The following is a 22,301-nucleotide window of genomic DNA, read 5'->3' as shown; positions in this document are numbered from 1 at the left end:
GGTATGAATACAGGTGCGTTGAAGGATAAAGAAGAGGAGGAGTGGACGGGATCAGCCTTATCGATTTCGATCCGGATCTCCGTTATATTCATCGTCTTGTGCGGGATTATTTATCCGCTCGTCAGTACTGGCGCGGCTCAAGTTATTTTTCCGAAGCAGGCAGACGGCAGCGTCATTAAGAACGAGCAGGGTCAAATTATAGGCTCGGAGAATATCGGCCAGCAGTTTACCAGCCCCGGCTTGTTCCACGGTCGTGTTTCTTCTATAGAATATAAGGCGGAAGCCTCCGGCTCGAACAACTATGCACCGTCTAATCCGGATATGCATAAGCGTACGCAGGAATCCGTCGAAGCCTGGAAGAAAGAAAATCCGGAAGTTTCCGTAAATAAGCTTCCGCTCAGTCTTATCACGAACTCCGCTTCGGGTCTGGACCCGCATATTTCACCGGAGTCGGCCGAAGTTCAAATTCCGCGGATCAGTAAAGAAACAGGACTGACGGCATCGCAATTACAGGAATTGGTGCAGAAACATACGGAGGGCCGTGACCTGGGCCTCTTCGGTGAGCCTCGTGTGAATGTGCTGGAGCTGAATATCGATCTTCAGAAGCTGTCGAAGTAAGATATCCGCTTGCTGAAATCACGGAAGGAGCTGCTCCATGGAGAGTTTCCGTAGAAAAACGCCCGATGAAATTCTGTTGTCGATTTCCGATATTCACCGGGGAAGACTGAAAGTCTATATCGGTGCCGTCAGCGGGTCCGGCAAGACGTATCACATGCTGCGGGAAGGCCAGTCTCTCAAGCAGCAGGGAATTGATGTGGTGATTTGCGCCGTGTCGATGGAGGGGCGCCCTGAAACGGCTGAGCAGGCATCCGGGCTGGAAGAAATCCCGAGTATCGGCTGGGAGAAAGACGGTGTCCGGCAGCAGGATCTTCCGCTGCAGGAGCTGGTGGACCGCAATGCCGAAGTGGTTCTCTTCGACGGACTGGCGCACCGCAACCGGCCCGGCGCCCTGAACAAGACCCGGCTGGACGATATTCATTTTCTGCTCAGCAAAGGAATCAGCGTCATCACGACTATTAATGTCTATGAGCTGGAGGGTGTCCGGGAACCTGCGCTGAGGCTTGCCGGCATCACGGTCGAGAATACCGTGCCCTCCGATACGCTGGAGCTTGCCGATGAGGTGCGGCTCATTGACGCATCGCCCGAAACGATTCTGAAACGGCTCGAAGAAGGAAGTATGAACGGCTGCAGGGAACAGGAGCGCAAAGTTCTGGAGCGCGGCAACATCGGCGTGCTCCGGGAACTGGCACTGAGGCTCGTAGCCGAAGGAGTGAACGATTCGCTGGAGAAGCACCGGGGAGAAATGGGGCTTGTAGGTCCCTCCGGTGCGGATGAGCGGATATTAGTTTCCACCCAGTACCACTGGAACGGCTCTATTTATGTCCGCAGAGGCCAGCAGATTGCAGATCGCCTGAATGGCGATCTCCTTGTTGTTTCATTTAAGAACCCGAATAAGGAGCTGTCCAAAGAAGCGGCGGCGTTCCGGCGGTCTATCGTCAAACTTGTCGAGAAGGTGGGGGGACGCTTCGAAGAGCTGCCTTTCCCCGGCCGGCGCCGCCTGGGGGTTGCTTTGCTGCGTTACGGTCTGGAGCAGAAGGTGACCCGGATCGTTGCCGGCCATTCGAAGCACAGCCGCTGGCAGGAGTTCTGGCAGGGCTCCGTACTGAACGACCTCGTAAGCCGGATGCAGGGGATTGATCTGTTCGTCGTTGCAGACCGAGCGGAGGTGGACGGGGAACGTATTCTGCCGGCCAGGCACAAGGCCCCGATCCAGAAGGACAGTGAACGGTACCGCAGGCCGAGCGGACAAGAGAAGCAGCTCCAGATTGAACGCGTGAGACGAGGGAAGTTCAAGGTGTACATCGGAGCCGCCCCGGGAGTGGGCAAGACGTACATGATGCTGCGCGAAGGCAATGATCTCCTCAAGCGGAAGATTGATGTCGTCATCGGTCTGCTGGAGCTGCATGGACGCAAGGAAACGGCAGCCCAGATCGGGGAGCTGGAGATTATTCCGCGCAGCATCATGAATTATAGAGGGACCGCACTTCAGGAAATGGATACGCAGGCGATCATCCGGCGCCTGCCGGAGGTTGTCCTGGTCGATGAGCTGGCTCACACGAACATGCCCGGCAGCAAGCACAAGAAACGCTACTCCGATGTACTGGATCTGCTGAATGCGGGCATCTCCGTCATTTCGACCGTCAATGTCCAGCATCTGGAGAGCCTGAACGATGCGGTAGAGCAGCTGACGGGCGTGCGTGTCCGGGAAACCGTACCGGACAGCATCCTGCGGCTCGCGGACGAGGTCGAGCTGATCGACGTGACGCCGCAGACGCTTCAGCAGCGGATGAGAGACGGCAAGATTTACGGAATGGACAAAGTGGACCAGGCGCTGGGCAACTTTTTCAAAACCGTAAATCTGATCGCCCTCCGCGAGCTTGCGCTGCGCGAAATCGCGGATGACGTCGACGAGCGCCTGGAGGCATGGGAGCGTATGGATTCTCTGCGCGGTCCGTGGCGCCGCCAGGAATCCATCTTCGTCTGCGTGAAGCTGAACAAGCACGCGGAGCGGATCATCCGGCGCGGCTTCCGCATCGCTTACCGGCTGAAGGCGCAGTGGCATGTCGCGTACATCAGCGCCGAGCAAGCCGCAGATACGGATGCGCAGACGCGGATCGATGCCCTGCGCACGCTGACGGAGCGGCTCGGAGGCCGCTTCGAAGTGCTGGAAGCCGCCGGGAGGCGGCAGGCGGCAGGAGGACTGCTGGCCCGCGCGCTGGATGTCCGGGCGACGCAGCTCATCATCGGCCAGGCGCATGAATCGCTGTGGGAGCGGCTCTGCCACGGTTCTATCGTGAAGCGGATTCTGCGCGGGGCGAGGAGCATGGACGTACTCATCGTTGCCGAGTATGAGCCGGGGAAGAAGAAGTAACGCGGCAGAGCAGGAGGGACATTGCCTCCAGGCAGACCAGGCGCGTGAAGCCGAATGATCATTACGAACGTTTAACGTGCAAAATGCGGATACGGGCCCTCACACGTTATCGCCAAACAAGTCTGATCTCGCGCTGCGAGGCAGGCTTTTTTGTGCTGGTTATACAAGGATAAGAAAGTAAGCGATTTTTAATTTCGTCCTTAATAAGCTTTCTTGAAAAGCTATAAACTGGAAATGATGAGAATTTGTGATTTTTTGGTTGACAAATATGATAATTCCGATAAAATAAGTTGGTATATAGAAAAGAACGGAACAATGAAATGAATGTTTACATTCGTCCGTGTCTGAAGGAGAGATCAAGCGATGATACAAATCAAGCATGTTCACAAAACCTTCAAGCAGCGCAAAGGCGGTACCTTTACTGCCATTGATGATGTATCCCTGACCATCCATAAGGGAGAATTCGTTTCCCTGCTCGGGCCTTCCGGCTGCGGCAAGTCGACGGTTCTGAACATGGTAGCGGGATTAGAAGGCTATGACGAAGGCATCATTGAGGTTAACGGGTCAAAAGTGACCGGACCGGGTTCGGACCGGGTGGTGGTATTTCAGGAGCATGCCTTGTTCCCCTGGCTCACTGTCCTTGATAATGTAGCGTTTGGTCTGAAACAGAAAGGCGTATCCAAAAAAGAGCGCTATGAGAAGGCAATGGAGCAGATCAAAACGGTGCATCTGAGCAAGTTCGCTGACCGGTACCCGCACGAATTATCCGGCGGTATGAAGCAGCGCGCCGCTATTGCACGGGCGCTGGCAATGGACCCCGAGATTTTGCTGATGGACGAGCCTTTTGCGGCGCTCGACGAGCAGACCCGGCTTATTTTGCACAAAGAATTAGAAGAAATCTGGATGAGAACGGGTAAGACTATTCTGTTTATTACCCATAATATACGGGAAGCCGTTATCCTCTCCGACCGGGTTGTGGTGATGTCCACGCGTCCCGGCACAATCAAGAAGGAATTCGCAGTAAAAGCCGCCAGACCTCGCGACCATGCAGATTCGGTTATTCATCATGTGGAGAACGCGATTATGGATGTGCTTGCGGAAGAACTCGAGAAAGTGGTAAAGGAGGAGATGGGCGATGAGTACAGCCTTAAGAAGAACGATTTTTCTCGTAATTCTTCTGATAGCGTGGGAGGCGGGATATAGAATCTTCGACTGGGGGTGGAAGTTTCCTTCTGTCCTGCAGACTCTCGATGCTTTCCGGATCGGCTTTACCGAAGGGCAGCTGCTGGAGGCGACGTTCAGCAGCTTGAAGAGATTATTGATCGGCTTTTCCATTTCGCTTGTGGTAGGTACGCTGCTGGGCTTCTTGTTCGCACGCTACCGGATTCTGGATGATACGATCGGGTTTCTGGTCGTTGCTCTGCAAACCGTTCCGAGTATCGCTTGGCTGCCGTTTGCAATCATCTGGTTCGGATTAACGGACACGTCGGTTATTTTCATTACGGCGCTGGGCGCTACATGGACGATGGCGATGTCCAGCCGTACCGGCATTCTGAACATCCCGCGCATTTACTTGAAGGCCGCTCAGACGATGGGCGTCGGCAATGGCCTGCGGATGTTCTGGCAGATCATGGTTCCCGCGGCATTCCCGCATCTCATCAACGGAGTGCGTGTCGCCTGGGCGTTCGCATGGCGTGCGCTCGTTGCCGGAGAACTGATTGCCAGAGGCGTCGGCTTGGGGCAGATGCTTCAAGATGGACGGAACCTCGGCGACACGGCTATGATGCTCTGTATCGTAATTATCATTGCCGTACTGGGCACGATCTCCGACCATTTCTTCTTCAAACGTCTGGAAGATACGATCTTAGTCAGATACGGCCTTGCATCAGGCAGTAAATAAATAGTTGGATAAGGAATAGGAAAAGGGGAAATAGAGATGAAGAAAATCGCATGGTTATTAACGCTTATCCTTCTGGTTGGAACGGTATTGACGGCTTGCGGCGATGGGGATTCCCAAAAATCCGGTGACGCAGGAACTACCGGCAAAAAGCTGGAAACGGTTCGCGTCGGTATTTTCAAAAACGTGACGCATGCCGCCGGATATGTAGCCCTTGAAAACAAATATTTCGAGAAATATTGGGGAGAGGGCGTCAAAGTAGAAGTGACTCCGTTTGATAACGGATCGGATTTCTCTACGGCGCTGGCAACGGATCAGATTGACTTGGGTTTTGTAGGTCCCGGACCGTCTACGAACCAGTATTTGAAGAGCAAGAACTTCAAGGTCATTTCCGGTTCCAACAACGGCGGAGCTGTTCTCGTAGTGGGTAAGGAATCCGGCATTGCCAGTCCGAAGGATCTCGTAGGCAAGACAGTCGCCATCCCGACGCGCGGAAGCACCAATGAAATTTCCCTTCGTCTGCTGCTTCAGCAGGAAGGGTTGAAAGTCACGACGGATACGTCCGGCGTACAGATTATTGCCCGTGCACCATCCGATACGCTGATTGCTATGCGCCAGAAGGAAATCGATGCTACACTTATCCCCGAGCCGTGGGGAACCCAGATGGAGAAGGAAGGAACAGGCAAGATCCTGGTTGATTGGGACAAAATTCCGCCTAATAACGGCAATTACCCGCTTACCATTCTTGTTGCGAGCGACAACTTCCTCAAGGATCACCGTGACATGGCGAAAGGTGCCATCCAGGCGAACATCGATGCGATTGAGTTTATCAAAGCTAATCCCGATAAATCGTACGACTTGATTAATAAACAGCTTAAACAATTGAGCGGCAAAGGTCTCGATAACGAGCTGATTAAAGCGGCATTGTCCCGTCTGAATCTGACGCCGGATGTGAGTAAGGAAGCGATTGAGGAGATGGCTAAAGTCTCCATAGACGCCGGTTTCATTAAGAACGTGAAGAAGGAAGAGCTTGATCTGAGTAAATTCCTGGATCTAACCCTGTTGGATGAAGTTAAAAAAGAGAAGAAGTAACCGCAAGCGGATATGAGAAAACAGAAGAACTTAAAAGAGGCCTGCCAATTCATATTGGCAGGCCTTTTCGGTTTAGGATCTGACTGATGGCCCTGCATGAAGAGGATGTAATGGCACGGCTTCACCGCCTCCGCCGCCGGCGGACCGGCTGCTAATCCAGCTCGCGTCCGAGCACGGCCTCGGCCGCCTTGCGGCCTGACAGCACCGCGCCTTCCATCGTCGCGTACATCGGCTGGCGCGTATAATCGCCAGCCAGCGACAATCCCGGCACGGGCGTGCGCTGCTCGGGGCGCAGCCGCTCGCTGCCGGGCTGGACGGCGTAGAAGTGATCCGGGCGGCGGATCACGCGGTAGTCCGTCGCGGCAGCCCGCAGGCCGAGCCCCAGCTTGTCCGCATCCTCGCACACCCGCTCGAATATGAGTTCATCCGGCATCTCGATGAACTCTTCCGGGGGTGTGAGGATCATGGACACGCGGCCGGGGACCCCGCGGAACGTCGTGCGCGACTGCTCGCTGAAGCTGCCGATGCAGGTGCCCGGACCGAAGGTTGCCCGGTCCTGCGGCAGCAACGGCTTGCTCAGTTCGAGCTGGATCGTCACGTCGGGCATGGTCGGCAGCTCCTGGAGCGGCCGGAGCCACTGTTCCCCGTCGAACGCCGGTTGGAGCAGGTGCTTGGCCGCGGACACTTCGGTCGCAAGAACAACGTGGTCCGCATCCAGGGTGGAGCCGTCCGCCAGTGACACGCCGGTGACGCGGCCTTCCTTCACGCTCAGCGCGCTCACAGGGCTGTTCAGGCTGACACGGCTGCCTAGGGATTCCAGCTTCGCCACGATCGGAGCGATCATGACGTCCGTCATGCCGCCGTTGAACGCTCCGAGCTGAAGCTTGTAGAATCTCGGCAGCCCGGGCGCGAACAGCCCGAAGAACACGAGCGCGGAATAACGATCGGGCGGCAGGAACAGAACGCCGGAAGTAAGCGGCGTCAGGATGTTGTCCAGCGCGCCGTCCTTGACGCCGTGCTTGCGGGCGAATTCGGCTACGCTGTATGTATCGAGCTCCATCGGATCCTCGGCAAGCAGGCGGAGACCCTCGGCAACAAAGGGCATCAGGGATGCCTTGTCTACTGCGGACAGGATATCGCTGTTGCCGAAGGCGCCGCTTACGGTTTTAATAGGAGATTTGAGAGGCGCGATTCCGTACTCACCGGTCGTTTCCCCGTCCGGAAGCCGGATTTCGAACGTTTTTTCCCAGGTGAGCATTTTATTCAGCTTAATCCCGGCACGCCGGAGCAGATCGGGAAGAGCTTGATAGAAGCCGATATATTTGTGAAAGCCCGACTCGACCTCCATGCCGGTATCGGCCCAATTGGAAGTACGCCCGCCGGGGTATGGAGCGGCCTCCAGAATATGTACGCGTTGTCCGCGTTCCGCGAGTTCGAGGCCGCAGCTCAAACCGGCAAGCCCCGATCCGATGATCAGTGTATCCCATCTTTGCGTATTCATTGTTTCGCCACCGCCTTTTTCTATGCGCGTCAGCGGGTCAAGAACAAGCCGCTGCATCTTCTCCCTTTTACCCAAGGGGAATGCAGACTAATCGGTGCGCGGCTGCGTTGGAACCAGCGGATAAGTGAGATCTTCACTTGGGGCTAACGGTTTGAACAGAAAACAACTCTTAGGAATGAGGATGTTCGGTTCGAACGCAGACAGCTTGTAGAGAAAATAGCAGCTCTCGGGCAAGTGGTGATCGAGGAACCGGAGCGTAAGGCGGCTGAGAAGCTCCTGATTCTCATATAAGTTGATAATTCGCACGACAAATTCATAGAAGCTGGCAGTAGCTGCAGCTACATCCGAAGCAAAACGGCGCTGGGCAGGGAAGCCGGGCGGCGTAAACCGGAGATACCCGCCCATGGCTCTGTTTTTGACCATATAGCTTTGGAAGGTGTTAGAGAATCTTCGGCCCGTCTCGGATAATTCCACTTCTACAGGGTCCAGATGATCCCAGAGCAGCACGGCATGACCCAGCTGATCCTCCAACCACATATCCAGCAGGCCGTACAAGGAAAGCTCCTCGGCCTCTAGACCTTGCGTCCAGAAAGAGAGCAGCCGCAGATATTCCTCGTTCTCGATCAGGGTGCCATTGAAGAAGGAAGGGGTTAATGAAATAACAATCGCATTGTCGATTCTCAAATGCTGAATATGACCTTCGAACTCGTAATAACTATGAGCCAAAGTCTGTGCTTCCGCAGCCAGTTGGATCATGGGGTCTGAATTTACGGGCAAATCATGAGGAATCTGATCTACCCGCTGGATAATCGCGGCGAATGCCTGACGGAACTCTTCGGCTTGGCGGATTAATGGCACTTCACTGGGCGCCAAGTCCTGCCAGACGAAGGTCGCATGATCATAGAGAATACCCAGCCAGAAACGGTGCTCTTCCCAGACGCTCAACCTTGTTTTGTGAGGCAATGTAGGAACCTCCTGCTTGACTTTAGTTTGCGCTTGCCAGCGGTTGCTCTTCCTTGCGGGATTTTCCTGAGGAAGTGCCGTTGATTTTGCTCACATTCTTATCCATTTCCTCAACCGTACCGGCAGCTGTCCTCATATGGCTGGAACCCTGGAAAATACCGCCTTCCTGAACAATAAAAGAAAGCACCTGGATATTGCCGATCAATTCTCCTGTACTCATGACGGTCAGTTTGCCTTTGGTTGTGACGTTTCCTTTTACTTTACCGGCGATGGTTACTTCTCTAGCCTGAATGTTGGAATGGACTACGGCATGCTCGCCAATGACAATGTCTCCGGCGCATTCGATATCCCCGATAAGCTGTCCTTCGATCCGCAAACTGGCTTCGGTCACGAACTTGCCTTCACAAATCGAGCTTTCCCCGATGACGGTATCGGTCGTTTTGAGATCTGCTTGCCGTTTTTTTTCAAAAACCATCTCATTCTTCATCCTTTCGATTTGAAATCAAATAGGGGGACGGATTGATTTTTACGCCGTTCTTATGCACTTCATAATGGAGATGTGTGCCTGTACTTCGCCCCGTCGAGCCGACTCTGCCGATGATCTGCCCTTTGCGGACCGTGCTGCCGGGCCGGACTTCTGTCCGGTTCAAGTGGAGATACTCCGTCTGCAGGCCCCGGGAATGATCGATGGCGATGAAGTTGCCCTTCTGCGGATTATATTCCGCGTCAGAGACGATCCCGTCCGCTGCGGCGTAGACCGGATCGTTCAGCTCTCCGTCGATGTCTATTCCCGCATGAACGCTCGGACTTCCGGAGAACGGGTCTCTCCGTACGCCGAAGGTTGAAGTGATACTGCGGGAGTCGGAGGGCCAAATGGTAGGCGTGATCCGTTTGGTCCGGCGGGCCTCCTGGAGTTTGCGTTCGCTCTCCGTCAAACTGGTGATAAGCCCTTCGATGTCGGTGATCATGCCGGAGAGCTCCGAACGGGTTTTGGAAGCAAGGCCGGTCATATCCCGCTCTTCAGCCGGAATGGCTGGACCGCCCATAGAAGAAAGGGCGGAGGGAGAAGGAAATCCGGCTGCGGATTCAGATTTACCTGCGGCGGGGCCGGAACTGAATTTGTCCTCCAATTTGCGGATTTCCTCAAGCCTCGCCTTGAACTGCTCCGCTTGCTTAGATAAATCGATCAGTTCGATTTGCAGCTTTTCAAGCTCCGAATCTTTCAGCATCAGTTGATCCGTGAGCTGTTTTTCCTGACCGTTGAAAGTTTCGGTGAGTTGGTGGGTCGTATTCTGGTAGGAGGTATTCTGAACGTAGATGGTCAGGGAGAAGCCGAGGATGACAATAATAGCTGTAGTGGGAACGAGATAAAGACTGATGCGGCGGAGCTTGAAGCGGACAACTCTATGCCCGGCTCCTGGAATCAGCATGAGAGTAAGCTCTTTCTTGTTTCCTTTCGTCTTCATGCAATCGACCTTCCTTTCAAGAAAACCGAGCCCCCTGTTCGATTCTATTCGGGCCGATTAGCGTACATGCCTGTTTTTAAGACAAATAGCAAGGCAGATAGGGGGAGTAGAGTATCGTGAACAGAAGGAGTGGAAACGCAAAAACCCGGAACCGAGGTCCGCGGGTTAGGAAATGCTGTGTGAAATTGGTGGAAGGGCAATGTGATATTCGTGTAGGGTCTGAAGGTACTCAGCGCAGCAGTTCAATCACACTTTGAGAGAACAGCCGGGATACGAACCGGGGATTGCCGTGGCTTCGCCCCGATCTATCCCGCTGCTTCTCCATCAGCTCACTGAAATGTCCGTCCAGCTCGTCCAGTGAGGCCAGCTCGCGGCCAAAGCCGTGCTCCGTGAAGTAAAGGCAGTTCTCTTCTTCCTGTCCGGGAATCGGATTGTAGAACAGCATAGGCACTCCCTTGATCATAGCTTCCGTACAGGTCATCCCGCCGGGCTTGGTGATGAGAAGATCCGAGATCTCCATCAGCTTGCCGATTTCGCGGGTATAACCGAAAACATGAATGTTGGGGTGCCGGAAGATTTCTTCCGACAGGAGCTGCTGGCGGGCCTTTTCGTTGGTGCCGAGGCAGAATAGCAGCTGGGCTTTATCCCGCCATTTGACGATGTGGTTCAGCAGTTTGTCATCCAGCAGCCCCCATCCGCCTCCCATGAGCATAACAGTCGGCATGTCCCGGAGTCCGAACTCCAGATATATCTCTTCCGGAATGTGGTGCTGGGAGATGCTCGGATGGACGGGCAGTCCGGTTACCTTGATTCTGCGTGAAGGCACGCCCTTCTTGACGAGCTTGCGCTTCACATCAGGAGCGGAGACGAAATACCGGTCCACTTCAGGATTAATCCATGACCCGTGCGCATCATAATCCGTCAAAAGGGTGCACAGGGGAATTTTAAGCCCTTGGCGCTTCAGCCGGGATACAATCAGATTCGGGAAAGGGTGGGTGCAAATGATGATATCCGGCTTAAGCTGGTCAATGACAGCAGAAGCCTTGCGATAAAAAATCTGGTGAAGGCCGAGCTGCAGCACCTCATTAAGAGGCTTCCCGGATTGGGAACGGTACAATCGACCGTACATTTTGGGCTGTGACACAATTGTTTTGCGGTAGGTAGAGAATATCCAGGGTGCAATAGTCGGATGCAGAAAAGCCCCGAGCTCAAGTACGCGGATGATTAGTCCGGGATTCGTTCTCCGCAGCGCAGACGCCAGCGCATGTGCCGCCTGGGTGTGGCCGAAGCCGAATCCCTCCGAAAGGAGCAGAATTCGTTTTTTACTCAAGAAACCTCACCTTTCCTTAATCGACAAAATAGCCGGGAAGCGCACGAGCATGCTCTGGACTGCATTCGGGTCAAGCACCGGGCGGATGTATCTGTGAACGGATCACTTCTGCTCCGCTTGTCTTTTCTTCTCGGTATAGCATTTCCGGCAGACGGGAATGTAGCTTTCGTTGCCTCCGATTTGTATTTGTTCTCCATGAAAAATAGGGACACTATCCTTGCAGCGCATATTCATCGTCGCTTTTCTGTCGCAGAACCAGCAGACGGTTTTGATTTCCTCGATTTTATCGGCTATGGCAAACAGGCTGGAACTTCCCTCGAAGAGATTCCCGAGGAAATCGGCACGAAGGCCGTACGCAATGACTGGAATGCCGAGGTCATCGGCTATTTGTGTCAATTGCTGGACTTGCCCCGCACTTAAGAACTGGGCTTCATCGATCAGGATACAGTTTGGTCTTTCTTTGGCGGCCATTTCCACCATATTCACGCCGTCTTCAATGACGATGGCTGCCTTCTGCATGCCGATGCGTGATGCAACCAAACCGACTCCGCTGCGGTCATCGACTGAGGGTGTGAAGAGAAGTACTTTCTTGCCTTGTTCTTCATAGTTGTGTACAGTCCGCAGAACCTCAATGGATTTACCGCTGTTCATGGTCCCGTATCGGAAATATAATTTAGCCAAAAGGAAGACTTCCTCTCTATCTTAAACGTAGCACGGTATATGCTATCATATCATGTTTTGCATCATGGAAAAAAGAGCGGTGTCTTCGCCTAGTGAATTTTAATCCAGCATTTCCCAATAAACCTCTTTTTTTGTAGCTATGCCGCTTCAAGCACGTTATGATAACAAGACAGGACTGGAAAATGATTGGAGTCATAATGACAGCCTTATTACATGCAGTGGTAACTTGGAACAGGAAACAAGGAGAGATAACAGTTGATGACAAGAAAGCTTCCTAACAATAGCAGGAAAAGAAAATGAAACGCTGGAAAAAATGGTTGTACGGCAGTCTGTCCCTGATCGGAATTATGGTCCTATATATAGTAGGAATGAGCGGATGGATTCATTATGTTGCACAGACGTCTCACGGATCGGAAAGCGATGCCATAATTGTTCTCGGAGCTGCAGTCTGGAACGGGAAGCCGAGCAATGCCATGAAGGAGCGCCTGGATATAGCGCTCGAAGCGTACAACAAGGGGCTGGCGCCCCGCATTATTACAACGGGAGGAACGGTTACCAGCGAACCTTCCGAAGCAAGTGTAATGAAGAAGTATCTCGTTGCCAACGGGGTTCCGGCATCTGCCATTCGGACTGAAGAAGAATCGACGTCTACGATGGAGAATCTCCGGAACAGCAAGCACATTATGAAACAGGAGAAATGGCAATCTGCCATCATTGTTACACATGGCTTCCATACGTACCGTTCTCTTCTCATGGCACGCAGTCTGGACATGAACGTAACGGCTGAACCTGTCCGGATTAAACCGATCGCTATTTATTACTATACTTTGCGTGAATGTGCCGGAATTATCTATTTTGCAGGAGAGCAAATCCTTAATCGTGTCAGGTCTATCTCTTGAAAAATGGCCAAAACACAAACATTAAAGGCTATTAATCTATTTAATTTTCGGATTTAAGGAACGTCAAACCTGACGTAAAATGATAGATTTGAAGTTGTATAAAACTGATTTATCACGGTGAAAACCTTCGTTTTTCAAGGTCTGTCCAGCGTTTCCCATTAAATTTTTTTTTCAAGCCATAATCTTTTTTTAAATTGCACTCTCGAAAGTCTAATGTTAATATAATAGAAAAATATCGAGGCCGGTCATTAGAAGATTCGGTTTTTGGCAGATACAGCCTATTTGCTTAGAGTAGCGCTGTATTTGTCGGCTTTACTCCTTTAATGCAGGCATGAGACGAATGTTGTACCCAAATTGACAAGAGGAAAGGTTGCACAATCATGAACAGAAACGCTCCCCCTTCCAGACAAGGTTTGTATGATCCGCGGTTCGAACATGATGCCTGCGGAATTGGTTTTGTCGCTAACATGAAAGGAAAGCCTTCCCATGAAATCGTAGGGCAGGCGTTAACGGTGCTTTGCAATCTGGACCACAGGGGTGGCCAGGGCAGTGAAGCCAATACGGGTGACGGCGCCGGCATTCTGCTGCAGATTCCGCACGGATTCCTGAGCAAAGTATGCGCTGATGAGAAAATTGAGCTCCCGCAAGCCGGAGAATACGGCGTAGGGATGGTGTTCCTGCCGCAGGCTCTGGAGGCTAGGCAGCAGTGCGAGCGCGTTGCTGAGCGCATTATCCAGGAAGAAGGCCAGCCTTTCCTCGGATGGAGGACTGTGCCTACGGATAACACTACGCTAGGTGATTCCGCTAAGGCATCCGAGCCTTTTGTCCGCCAGCTCTTTGTCGGACGGGGCGATCTTCAAGACGAACTTACTTTCGAACGCAAACTATATGTGATCCGCAAGCGCATTGAGAACGAAACCCGCGCGCTTGACGGTGCAGAGCTTTACTTCCCCAGTATGTCCAGCCGCACAATCGTTTACAAAGGCATGCTCACCCCCGAGCAGGTGGACGCTTATTACTTAGAGCTTCAGGACCCGTCTTTCGAGACAGCCATGGCTCTTGTCCATTCCCGTTTCAGTACGAATACCTTCCCGAGCTGGGAGCGCGCACACCCTTACCGATATGTCATTCATAATGGTGAAATCAATACCCTTAGAGGAAACGTTAACTGGATGCACGCACGCCAGGCTATGATCGAGACCGATCTATTCGGAGATAATTTCCAAAGCCTGCTGCCGATTGTGGATACAGACGGTTCCGACTCGCAAATTCTTGATAACTGCTTGGAGTTCCTGATGCTTTCCGGTCGTTCGCTGCCTCATGCAGCCATGATGATGGTACCGGAGCCGTGGTCCAAGCACGATACGATGGACCCCGCCAAACGCGCTTTCTACGAATATCACAGTACGCTGATGGAACCATGGGACGGTCCCGCGGCAATTTCATTCACGGACGGCCGTATTATCGGCGCTCTGCTCGATCGCAACGGTCTGCGTCCTGCACGTTACTATGTCACGCATGACGACCTTATTGTCCTCTCGTCGGAAGCGGGCGTACTAACCATCGAGCCGGAACGGATCGCCGGAAAAGAGCGTCTTCAGCCGGGCCGCATGCTCGTAGTGGACACGGTAGCCGGCCGCATTATTACAGACGAAGAGATCAAAGGCCAGATCGTCTCGGAACAGCCTTATGAGCAGTGGCTGAAGGAGAACCTGATTTCCATCGGCGACCTGCCCAAAGCAGCGCCGGAGCCGCAGCCCCATCATGACGTGCTCGTTCAGCGCCAGCAGGCCTTCGGCTACACCTTCGAATACCTGCGTAAGTTCCTGGAGCCGATGGCGAAGACAGCCGTTGACCCGATAGGTTCTATGGGCTACGATGCGCCGCTTGCCGTACTGTCCGAGCGTCCGCAGCTGCTCTACAGCTATTTCAAACAGCTGTTCGCTCAAGTAACGAATCCGCCGATCGATGCCAACTTCGAGGAAATCGTTACAGCACAGGAGACAACAATCGGGCCGGAGCGCAACTTAATCCGTCCGGAAGCGGAAAGCTGCCGCCAGATCCGCATCCCGACTCCGATCATCAGCAATGAAGAACTCGCGAAACTGAGTCTTATCAACCGATCGGGCTTCAAATCCGTTACGCTGCCGACCTTGTTCCGCGCTTCCGCAGGCAGTCAAGGGCTGGAGCAGGCTATGGAAGAATTGTACCGGTCCGCGGATGAAGCGGTTGAAGACGGCGCAACCTTCCTCATCCTGTCAGACAGAGGAATGGATTCGGAGCAGGCCGCTATCCCGGCCCTGCTCGCTGTAGCCGGACTCCATCATCATCTGATGCGTCAAGGCACAAGAACAAAAGCAAGTTTGATTGTAGAATCCGGTGAGCCGCGCGAGGTGCATCATTTTGCTCTCCTTCTGGGGTATGGAGCCGGAGCCATCAATCCTTACCTGGCGCTGGAAACGCTCCAGGATATGATCGAAACCGGCCAGATGAAAGATATTGCGGCCGATAAAGCCATCGCCAACTTCATCAAAGCTTCGACGAAAGGTGTCGTCAAAGTTTTGGCGAAGATGGGGATTTCTACGATACAAAGTTACCGCGGTGCACAAATTTTTGAAGCCGTCGGACTCAGCCAGTCATTTGTTGACCGTTACTTTACCTGGACGTACACGCCTGTGGAAGGAATCGGTTTAGAAGAAGTAGCTTTGGAGACGCTCATTCGTCATCAGCGTGCCTATTCGGCTCGTGATGGACGGGATGAGGTGCTGGATACCGGCGGCGAGCTTTCATGGCGTCACGATGGCGAGGACCATGTGTTCACACCGGAGACGATTCATTCCCTGCAGACGGCAGTCCGCAACAACGACTACCGGATGTACCGCAAATTCGCGGATCTCGTGAACCGCGAAGCGAAGAAGACTTCTTCCTTGCGCGGCCTTCTGAAGCTTCAATCGGATCGTTCACCGGTACCGGTTGAGGAAGTCGAACCGATTGAGGCGATCCTAAGGCGCTTCAAAACCGGAGCGATGTCCTTCGGGTCGATCAGCAAAGAGGCGCATGAAGCGCTTGCCATCGCCATGAACCGCATCGGCGGCCGCAGCAACACGGGCGAGGGCGGAGAACATCCGAACCGTTTCAAGGCCGATGAGAACGGCGATCTGCGCAGAAGTGCGATCAAACAGGTTGCCTCCGGCCGGTTCGGCGTTACGAGCAACTATCTCGTCAATGCGGACGAGATTCAGATTAAAATGGCCCAAGGAGCCAAGCCGGGCGAAGGCGGACAGCTGCCCGGCAAGAAAGTTTACCCTTGGGTAGCGGAAGTACGCGGTACGACGGCCGGTGTGGGCTTGATCTCCCCTCCGCCGCACCATGATATTTATTCGATCGAGGATCTGGCAGAGCTGATCCACGATCTCAAGAATGCGAACCCGCAGGCTCGCATCAGCGTTAAGCTCGTCTCCGAAGTGGGCGTGGGCACGATTGCCGCAGGCGTTGCCAAAGGCAAAGCGGATCTCATCCTCATCAGCGGATATGACGGCGGAACCGGCGCATCGCCGCAAACGAGCATCCGTCATGCCGGGCTGCCATGGGAACTTGGTCTTGCCGAAGCACACCAGACCTTGATCCTGAACAACCTGAGAAGCCGCGTCGTTCTGGAATCGGACGGCAAAATGATGACCGGCCGCGATGTCGTCGTTGCAGCCCTCCTCGGTGCCGAGGAGTACGGATTCTCGACGGCTCCGCTCATCTCGCTTGGCTGCATCATGATGCGTGTGTGTCACCTTGACACATGCCCGGTCGGCGTGGCTACGCAGAATCCGGAGCTCCGCAAGCATTTCATGGGTGAGCCGGAACATGTCGTGAACTTCATGCGCTTCATGGCGGAAGATGTCCGTGAGACGATGGCGGAGCTTGGTTTCCGGACCATCGAGGAGATGATCGGACGTACGGAGTGCCTGGTGCAAGATCAGGATGTGGACCACTGGAAGCTCAAAGGTCTCGACCTGAGTCCGCTGCTTCACCAGCCGGAGATGCCGGCAGATGTAGGCCGCTACCACCAGATGGAGCAGGATCATGGACTTGATAAGTCACTGGATGTGCGGGAAATTCTCCCTAAAGTCCAGCAGGCTTTGGAGTTTGAGGATCATGTGCGCATCGAGCTGCCAATCAACAACACGAATCGTGTTGTAGGTACGATTCTCGGCAGCGAAGTGACCCGCCGCTACGGAGCCAAGGGGCTTGCGCACGACACAATCCGTCTTCATTTCAACGGATCGGCTGGCCAGAGCTTCGGCGCCTTCGTGCCCAAAGGCATCACGCTGTCGCTTGAGGGTGACGCGAACGATTACGTCGGCAAAGGATTGTCAGGCGGTAAAATCGTGATCTTCCCGCCGAGCGAGTCGACCTTTGCGCCAGAGGACAATATCGTCATCGGCAACGTAGGTTTCTACGGAGCAACGGATGGTGAAGCTTATATCCGCGGCATCGCGGGAGAGCGCTTCGCAGTCCGTAACTCCGGTGTCCGGGTCGTAGTGGAGGGCGTGGGTGACCACGGCTGCGAATACATGACAGGCGGACGCGTCGTCATTCTAGGCAAGACCGGCCGCAACTTCGCGGCAGGGATGTCCGGCGGCGTGGCTTACGTGCTCGATGAAGACGGCACGATGGCAGACCGCTGCAACACAGACATGGTCTCCCTGGAGCAGGTCGAAGAGAGCTATGAAATCAACGAGCTGAGAAGCATGATCAAATATCACGCTACATTTACCGATAGTGCAATCGCCCATCGTGTTCTGAGCCGCTGGGATGAATATATTTGGAAGTTTGTCAAAGTTATACCGAAGGATTACAAACGGATGTTCGATGCAATCGAACGGATGAAGAGATCCGGACTCAGCCAAGAAGACGCTGTTATGAAGGCGTTCGAAGAGAACATGCGCGATTTGGCCCGTGTTGGCGGCAACTAATCATACCCGGCTAGACAGATTCTATACGATGGAGGAAGCGCAATGGGAAAACCTACCGGATTTATCGAATATCAACGCGAACTGCCCACTGAGCGCGCCCCTCTGCAGCGGATTCAGGATTGGAAGGAATTTATCAACAAGAATTCCGAGGAGAAACTGCAGGTTCAAGGAGCGCGTTGTATGGACTGCGGGATCCCGTATTGTCATACAGGCAAAGTCATTTCCGGATCGACGACCGGCTGCCCGGTAAACAACCTCATTCCCGAGTGGAATGATCTCGTTTACCGCGGACAGTGGCGTGAAGCGCTCGACCGGCTGCACAAAACGAATAACTTCCCGGAATTCACGGGACGTGTCTGTCCGGCGCCTTGCGAAGGTTCTTGTACAGTCGGTTTGATCGACAATCCAGTCACCATCAAAGATATTGAGAAAGCGATTGTGGACCGCGGATTCGCGGAGGGCTGGATCGTACCTGAGCCACCGAAGTCCCGTACAGGCAAAAAAGTCGCGATTATCGGCTCCGGCCCGACCGGACTTGCGGCAGCCGCCCAGCTTAACAAAGCGGGACATACCGTGACGGTTTATGAGCGCGACGATCGTATCGGCGGTCTGCTCACCTACGGTATTCCGAATATGAAGCTGGAGAAGCATCTTGTGCAGCGCAGGGTTGACTTGCTGGCTGCAGAAGGCGTCAATTTCGTTACGAATGCTGAAATTGGCGTGAGCGTACCGGTGGAACAGCTTCAAGAGGAATTCGATGCCGTGATTCTGGCGATCGGGGCAACCCGTCCGCGGGAACTCGATATTGAAGGCCGCGAGCTCAAGGGTGTATACCCGGCAATGGAGTTCTTGCATAAGAATACGAAGAGTCTGCTGGATTCGAATTTTGCGGATGGTGAGTTCATCAATGCCGAGGGCAAAGATGTTATCGTTATCGGCGGAGGGGACACGGGTACTGACTGTGTCGCTACATCCGTACGTCACAAGTGTAAGAGTGTCGTACAGTTCCAGTATCGCGAGAAGCCGCCGCTTAAGCGTGAAGTGAGCAACCCGTGGCCGGAATGGCCTAAGGTCTACAAGCTCGAATACGGTCATGAGGAAGCGAAAGCCGTACATGGCAAGGACCCGCGCGAGTATCTGACGCTGAGCAAGAACTTCGTCGGTGACGAGGACGGCAACCTGACCGGTCTTAGAACGGTCCAGATCCAGTGGAAGAACGACGATCAGGGACGCGTTGTACCGGAAGAGGTAGAAGGCAGCGAGAAGATTTACCCTGCTCAGCTTGTGTTCCTGGCAATGGGCTTTGCCGGCCCTGAGCAGAATTTGCTGGATAAGCTCGGTATCGAGAAGGATGTCCGTTCCAATGCCAAGGCACAATACGGCAAGTACAAAACGAACGTAGACGGTATTTTTGCTGCCGGCGATGTTCGCCGCGGACAAAGCTTGGTCGTCTGGGCAATTAATGAAGGGCGAGAGGCGGCCCGTGAAGTAGACCGCTTCCTGATGGGCAGTTCTAATCTGCCTTAATCGCCGAATCTGCAACAAAAAAAGGAGCCGTTAGGCTCCTCGGAGACTGCCGGAATTTGTCCGGCAGTCTTTTTTTATGGAAAAGACAAGGTTAACTGCATGAATGTACCGAATAGGTACATCATGAACACAAAAATTGAGGCGCATATGGACGCCTAATCCAGGCTTTGTTTATTCAGGGGCGGCAGCTATTGCATTTCCCGTGAATCTACAAATTAACGGCTCTTTGGCCTGTATAGTCCGAGATGATTTTAGGAACCTCAGCCAGGGAAGGCAGGGTGAAGAACGCTCCCTTAGGCGTGGCCGTAATGTCGACAACGTTGTACTTCCACTCCAGTTGGGCCGGAATGTATATGGCGTGAATGCCGGATTCCAGGGCAGGCATCACATCCGTGCGAACGGAATTGCCGATCATCCATGTGCGGCTGCGTTCAAAATCCTGCGTGTGGATAAGGGTCTCCATGAACTCTCTCGTCTTGTGCAGGGCGACAAAAATCCGCTCCCCGAAGTAACGGTTCAATCCGGCTTCCTCCACTTTACGCATTTGAATCGTAGCATCGCCACCTGTATATAGAAACAGCTCATGCCCCTGTTCGGTCAACGATTGTAAAGTCGGCTCCATATTCGGATAAGGTTCGATAGAGTGGGCGTACACGCTGTGCCCGAGCTGACTGAGCCACCGCTCATTCTCCGTGCGGGCACGAATACCGAAGGTGTCGCAGTAGTAGTGATACGTCTCTATAAAAGATTGAGGAAACTGTTCCGCTTTGAAGCCGTGTACTTCAACTCCAGCCAGATCGAGATCCAATTGTTTCTGTTTAATGGCTTCTTCCGTAAGGCCGTGCCCTGCGAACCAGGTCAGCATCGTATCGACGAACTGTTGGATCACGACGTTAAAATATTTGTTGCAGTGGATAAGGGTATCATCCAAATCAAACAAAATGGTTTGTCTCATCAGCTTGGTCTCCTGGTCTTCTGTATATAGGTTTAACGACTATTATATCATGTCCCGAAGGGTTAACCCAACACTCTCTTCACAAGTCCTTTTTGCAGGACTGTAGAGAGTTGATGTTTATGCAAACCGAATAGTGGATTAAAAGTACGTACACCCTATAGAAACGGCATACCCCGGTCCAGCAGTTAGACCGGTTTTGGATAAGGAAGGGAGAACCGGTTAAGATGCTATGGCTAGTCATTGTATTGATTTTATTTATTTTTCAGACGGTCACAATTGTGGTGGTGGAATTTCGTAATTCATCCAAAACTGTCGCATGGCTGATGATTTTGTTTATTTTCCCGGTTATCGGCTTTATTATGTATTACTTTCTTGCCAAGGAGTACTCGCAGCGCCGCAATGTAAAGCGCAAAACACGACGTGTTCTGGGGGAAATGCAGCGCGAGATGCGCAGGGAGCTGGAAAAAACAAAGAAAGGCCAAGACTACCCGGTGCCGAACATTATTAATGAACCGCGGCTGTTCGGGCTGCTCAGCAATATTCCCAGTTCGCCGATTACTAGGAATAATGAAGTTGAAGTGCTGACGGACGGAAAGGCGACTTATGAGGCTATGTTCGAGGCGATGGAACAAGCTAAGCATCATATCCACTTTGAATTTTATATTCTCCGGGATGATGAGACGGGCAAGAAGTTTCAGGAGCTGCTCGTTCGTAAAGCCCGTGAGGGTGTCGAAGTAAGGGTTATTTACGACGGAATCGGCAGCTATAAGCTTTCTGCGAAGTACATAAGGGAACTTACGGAGGCGGGGATTGAAACGTACTGCTTCCTGCCGGCTTTTATCGCGTTCTTCGATAAACGGATGAATTACCGGAACCACCGCAAAATCATTGTGGTGGACGGACTTGTTGGTTTTCTCGGCGGTATTAACATCGGGGATGAATATTTGGGGATGCACCCGGTGCTCGGTTACTGGCGGGATACGCATCTCAAGATTACAGGAGATGCTGTCTACTACCTGCAAAGTACGTTTCTATCCGATTGGGAATTTGTAAGCAGGCAGAAATTAAGCGAAACCTTGTTCTATCCCGAGCATACCTGTGAGGGGAATCAGCCGGTGCAGGTTGTGGCAAGCGGTCCGGACGCTCACTGGGATTCTATCCTGGAGTCTTACTTCGGAGGAATCACGACGGCTAAGAAGAGGATTTATATTACAACGCCGTATTTCATTCCCGATCAGAGTCTGATTATGGGGCTCAAAACAGCCGCCATCAGCGGTGTGGATGTGAAAATCATCCTTCCGGAGATTCCTGATTCCTGGATCGTGCATTATGCTTCTCTGTCGTATCTTCAGGACCTTATGCAGACAGGCGTGAGATTCTATCAGTACCAGCCTGGTTTCGTTCATGCGAAAGTGACCATTATTGATAATTTGTTCGCAACAGTGGGTACCGCCAATATGGATATGCGCAGCTTCTATAGTAATTTTGAGCTCAATGCGATCCTCTTCGACCAGAAGTCTATTGAACGGCTGGAGCATGATTTTATTAACGATTTGAAAAACAGCAAGAAGCTGTCTCTTTCCGAATTCGAGAAGCGTTCCCGCTTCCAGAAGGGCAAAGAGGTTATGGGCAGGCTCTTGTCTCCGCTGTTCTGAGTCGTGGAAAAGAATGCGCTGAATTTGCAAATTGCATCATGGACACCTGTGAAACGGCGGTCTGCCCAAGCGGCGCGTAAGCAGCAAATTCTATGCCCGGTAGTGCCCGGCAAGATTAATAATAAAGGGCTGTCTCGAAAATGATATGCTCCCCTTTAAGTAGACAGGTTTAATAAATAAACCGACTACTTGGAGGGGGCATTTCTTTTTGGCATACATACATGAATATAATGGGACCGAGAAAATGGCGATCATAGAGGAGCTTCAAACAGGTGAAGCCACTCGGAAGGAGATCGCCGACAAATACAACATCAGTGTAGGTACACTGGTGAAATGGCGGCATCGGTATGAGTTATACGGGATTGAAGGATTGGAA

The 22,301-nt window shown here is 52.9% G+C and carries 17 protein-coding genes; 10 read left to right on the top strand and 7 right to left on the bottom strand.

What is annotated here, in order from left to right; genetic code table 11:
• Nucleotides 1-3: 3 nt before the first annotated feature.
• The 5 genes from kdpC (at nucleotide 4) to AR333_RS19295 (ending at nucleotide 5,981) form a co-directional block, all read left to right on the top strand.
• Complete coding sequence (gene kdpC, locus AR333_RS19315; protein WP_068777019.1) at nucleotides 4-618, top strand: potassium-transporting ATPase subunit KdpC; 615 nt, start codon at nucleotides 4-6, stop codon at nucleotides 616-618.
• Nucleotides 619-655: 37 nt separating this feature from the next.
• Entirely contained in the window at nucleotides 656-2,992 is a 2,337-nt protein-coding gene (locus AR333_RS19310) for a histidine kinase (RefSeq protein ID WP_068777018.1), read from the top strand.
• Nucleotides 2,993-3,355: 363 nt separating this feature from the next.
• Nucleotides 3,356-4,195, top strand: coding sequence for an ABC transporter ATP-binding protein (locus AR333_RS19305; protein WP_068777017.1), 840 nt, complete (start codon nucleotides 3,356-3,358; stop codon nucleotides 4,193-4,195).
• Nucleotides 4,128-4,892 (top strand): ABC transporter permease, encoded by a 765-nt coding sequence (locus AR333_RS19300; protein WP_068777016.1) that lies wholly within the window; start codon nucleotides 4,128-4,130, stop codon nucleotides 4,890-4,892. Before AR333_RS19305 ends, AR333_RS19300 begins: the two co-directional genes overlap by 68 nt.
• A gap of 36 nt (nucleotides 4,893-4,928) precedes the next feature.
• Nucleotides 4,929-5,981 (top strand): ABC transporter substrate-binding protein, encoded by a 1,053-nt coding sequence (locus AR333_RS19295; RefSeq protein ID WP_068777015.1) that lies wholly within the window; start codon nucleotides 4,929-4,931, stop codon nucleotides 5,979-5,981.
• Between the two features lie 151 nt (nucleotides 5,982-6,132).
• Here AR333_RS19295 and AR333_RS19290 read toward each other — a convergent pair whose 3' ends face one another.
• From AR333_RS19290 to AR333_RS19265, 6 genes are all read right to left on the bottom strand, one after another.
• Nucleotides 6,133-7,482 carry an FAD-dependent oxidoreductase gene (locus tag AR333_RS19290; protein WP_068777223.1) on the bottom strand — a complete coding sequence of 450 codons (1,350 nt, stop codon included), beginning with the start codon at nucleotides 7,480-7,482 and terminating at the stop codon, nucleotides 6,133-6,135.
• A gap of 87 nt (nucleotides 7,483-7,569) precedes the next feature.
• Nucleotides 7,570-8,445, bottom strand: a complete 876-nt coding sequence (locus tag AR333_RS19285) for a DUF2935 domain-containing protein (RefSeq protein WP_068777014.1) — start codon at nucleotides 8,443-8,445, stop codon at nucleotides 7,570-7,572.
• 22 nt (nucleotides 8,446-8,467) lie between these two features.
• A complete protein-coding gene (locus AR333_RS19280; RefSeq protein ID WP_068777013.1) occupies nucleotides 8,468-8,920 on the bottom strand; it encodes a polymer-forming cytoskeletal protein in 453 nt (150 codons plus the stop codon).
• Between the two features lies 1 nt (nucleotide 8,921).
• Nucleotides 8,922-9,911 (bottom strand): M23 family metallopeptidase, encoded by a 990-nt coding sequence (locus AR333_RS19275; protein WP_068777012.1) that lies wholly within the window; start codon nucleotides 9,909-9,911, stop codon nucleotides 8,922-8,924.
• A 229-nt stretch (nucleotides 9,912-10,140) separates the two neighbouring features.
• Complete coding sequence (locus AR333_RS19270) at nucleotides 10,141-11,241, bottom strand: glycosyltransferase (protein ID WP_068777011.1); 1,101 nt, start codon at nucleotides 11,239-11,241, stop codon at nucleotides 10,141-10,143.
• A gap of 102 nt (nucleotides 11,242-11,343) precedes the next feature.
• The gene (locus tag AR333_RS19265) at nucleotides 11,344-11,922 is read right to left on the bottom strand and encodes a thymidine kinase (protein WP_068777010.1); all 579 of its coding nucleotides are present in this window, start codon (nucleotides 11,920-11,922) and stop codon (nucleotides 11,344-11,346) included.
• Between the two features lie 296 nt (nucleotides 11,923-12,218).
• Here AR333_RS19265 and AR333_RS19260 point away from each other — a divergent pair, with 296 nt between their 5' ends.
• From AR333_RS19260 to AR333_RS19250, 3 genes are all read left to right on the top strand, one after another.
• Complete coding sequence (locus AR333_RS19260; RefSeq protein WP_068777009.1) at nucleotides 12,219-12,821, top strand: YdcF family protein; 603 nt, start codon at nucleotides 12,219-12,221, stop codon at nucleotides 12,819-12,821.
• Nucleotides 12,822-13,201: 380 nt separating this feature from the next.
• A complete protein-coding gene (gltB, locus tag AR333_RS19255; protein WP_068777008.1) occupies nucleotides 13,202-17,788 on the top strand; it encodes a glutamate synthase large subunit in 4,587 nt (1,528 codons plus the stop codon).
• A gap of 42 nt (nucleotides 17,789-17,830) precedes the next feature.
• Nucleotides 17,831-19,315, top strand: a complete 1,485-nt coding sequence (locus tag AR333_RS19250; RefSeq protein ID WP_068777007.1) for a glutamate synthase subunit beta — start codon at nucleotides 17,831-17,833, stop codon at nucleotides 19,313-19,315.
• Nucleotides 19,316-19,523: 208 nt separating this feature from the next.
• Here AR333_RS19250 and AR333_RS19245 read toward each other — a convergent pair whose 3' ends face one another.
• Entirely contained in the window at nucleotides 19,524-20,270 is a 747-nt protein-coding gene (locus tag AR333_RS19245; protein WP_068777006.1) for an HAD family hydrolase, read from the bottom strand.
• Between the two features lie 224 nt (nucleotides 20,271-20,494).
• Between AR333_RS19245 and cls the strand changes: the two genes are divergently transcribed.
• On the top strand, nucleotides 20,495-21,925 hold the full coding sequence (gene cls, locus AR333_RS19240; protein WP_068777005.1) for a cardiolipin synthase: 1,431 nt from the start codon (nucleotides 20,495-20,497) through the stop codon (nucleotides 21,923-21,925).
• Nucleotides 21,926-22,169: 244 nt separating this feature from the next.
• Nucleotides 22,170-22,301, top strand: a 132-nt coding sequence (locus tag AR333_RS25805; protein ID WP_216638971.1) for a helix-turn-helix domain-containing protein, incomplete at its 3' end; no start/stop codon positions are given.

It is taken from the genome of Paenibacillus sp. FJAT-26967 (genome assembly GCF_001541095.1).
Classification (GTDB): Bacteria; Bacillota; Bacilli; order Paenibacillales; family NBRC-103111; genus Paenibacillus_F.
Note: the sequence above shows the minus strand (reverse complement) of the source record. Positions and strands in the feature narration are given on the sequence as shown.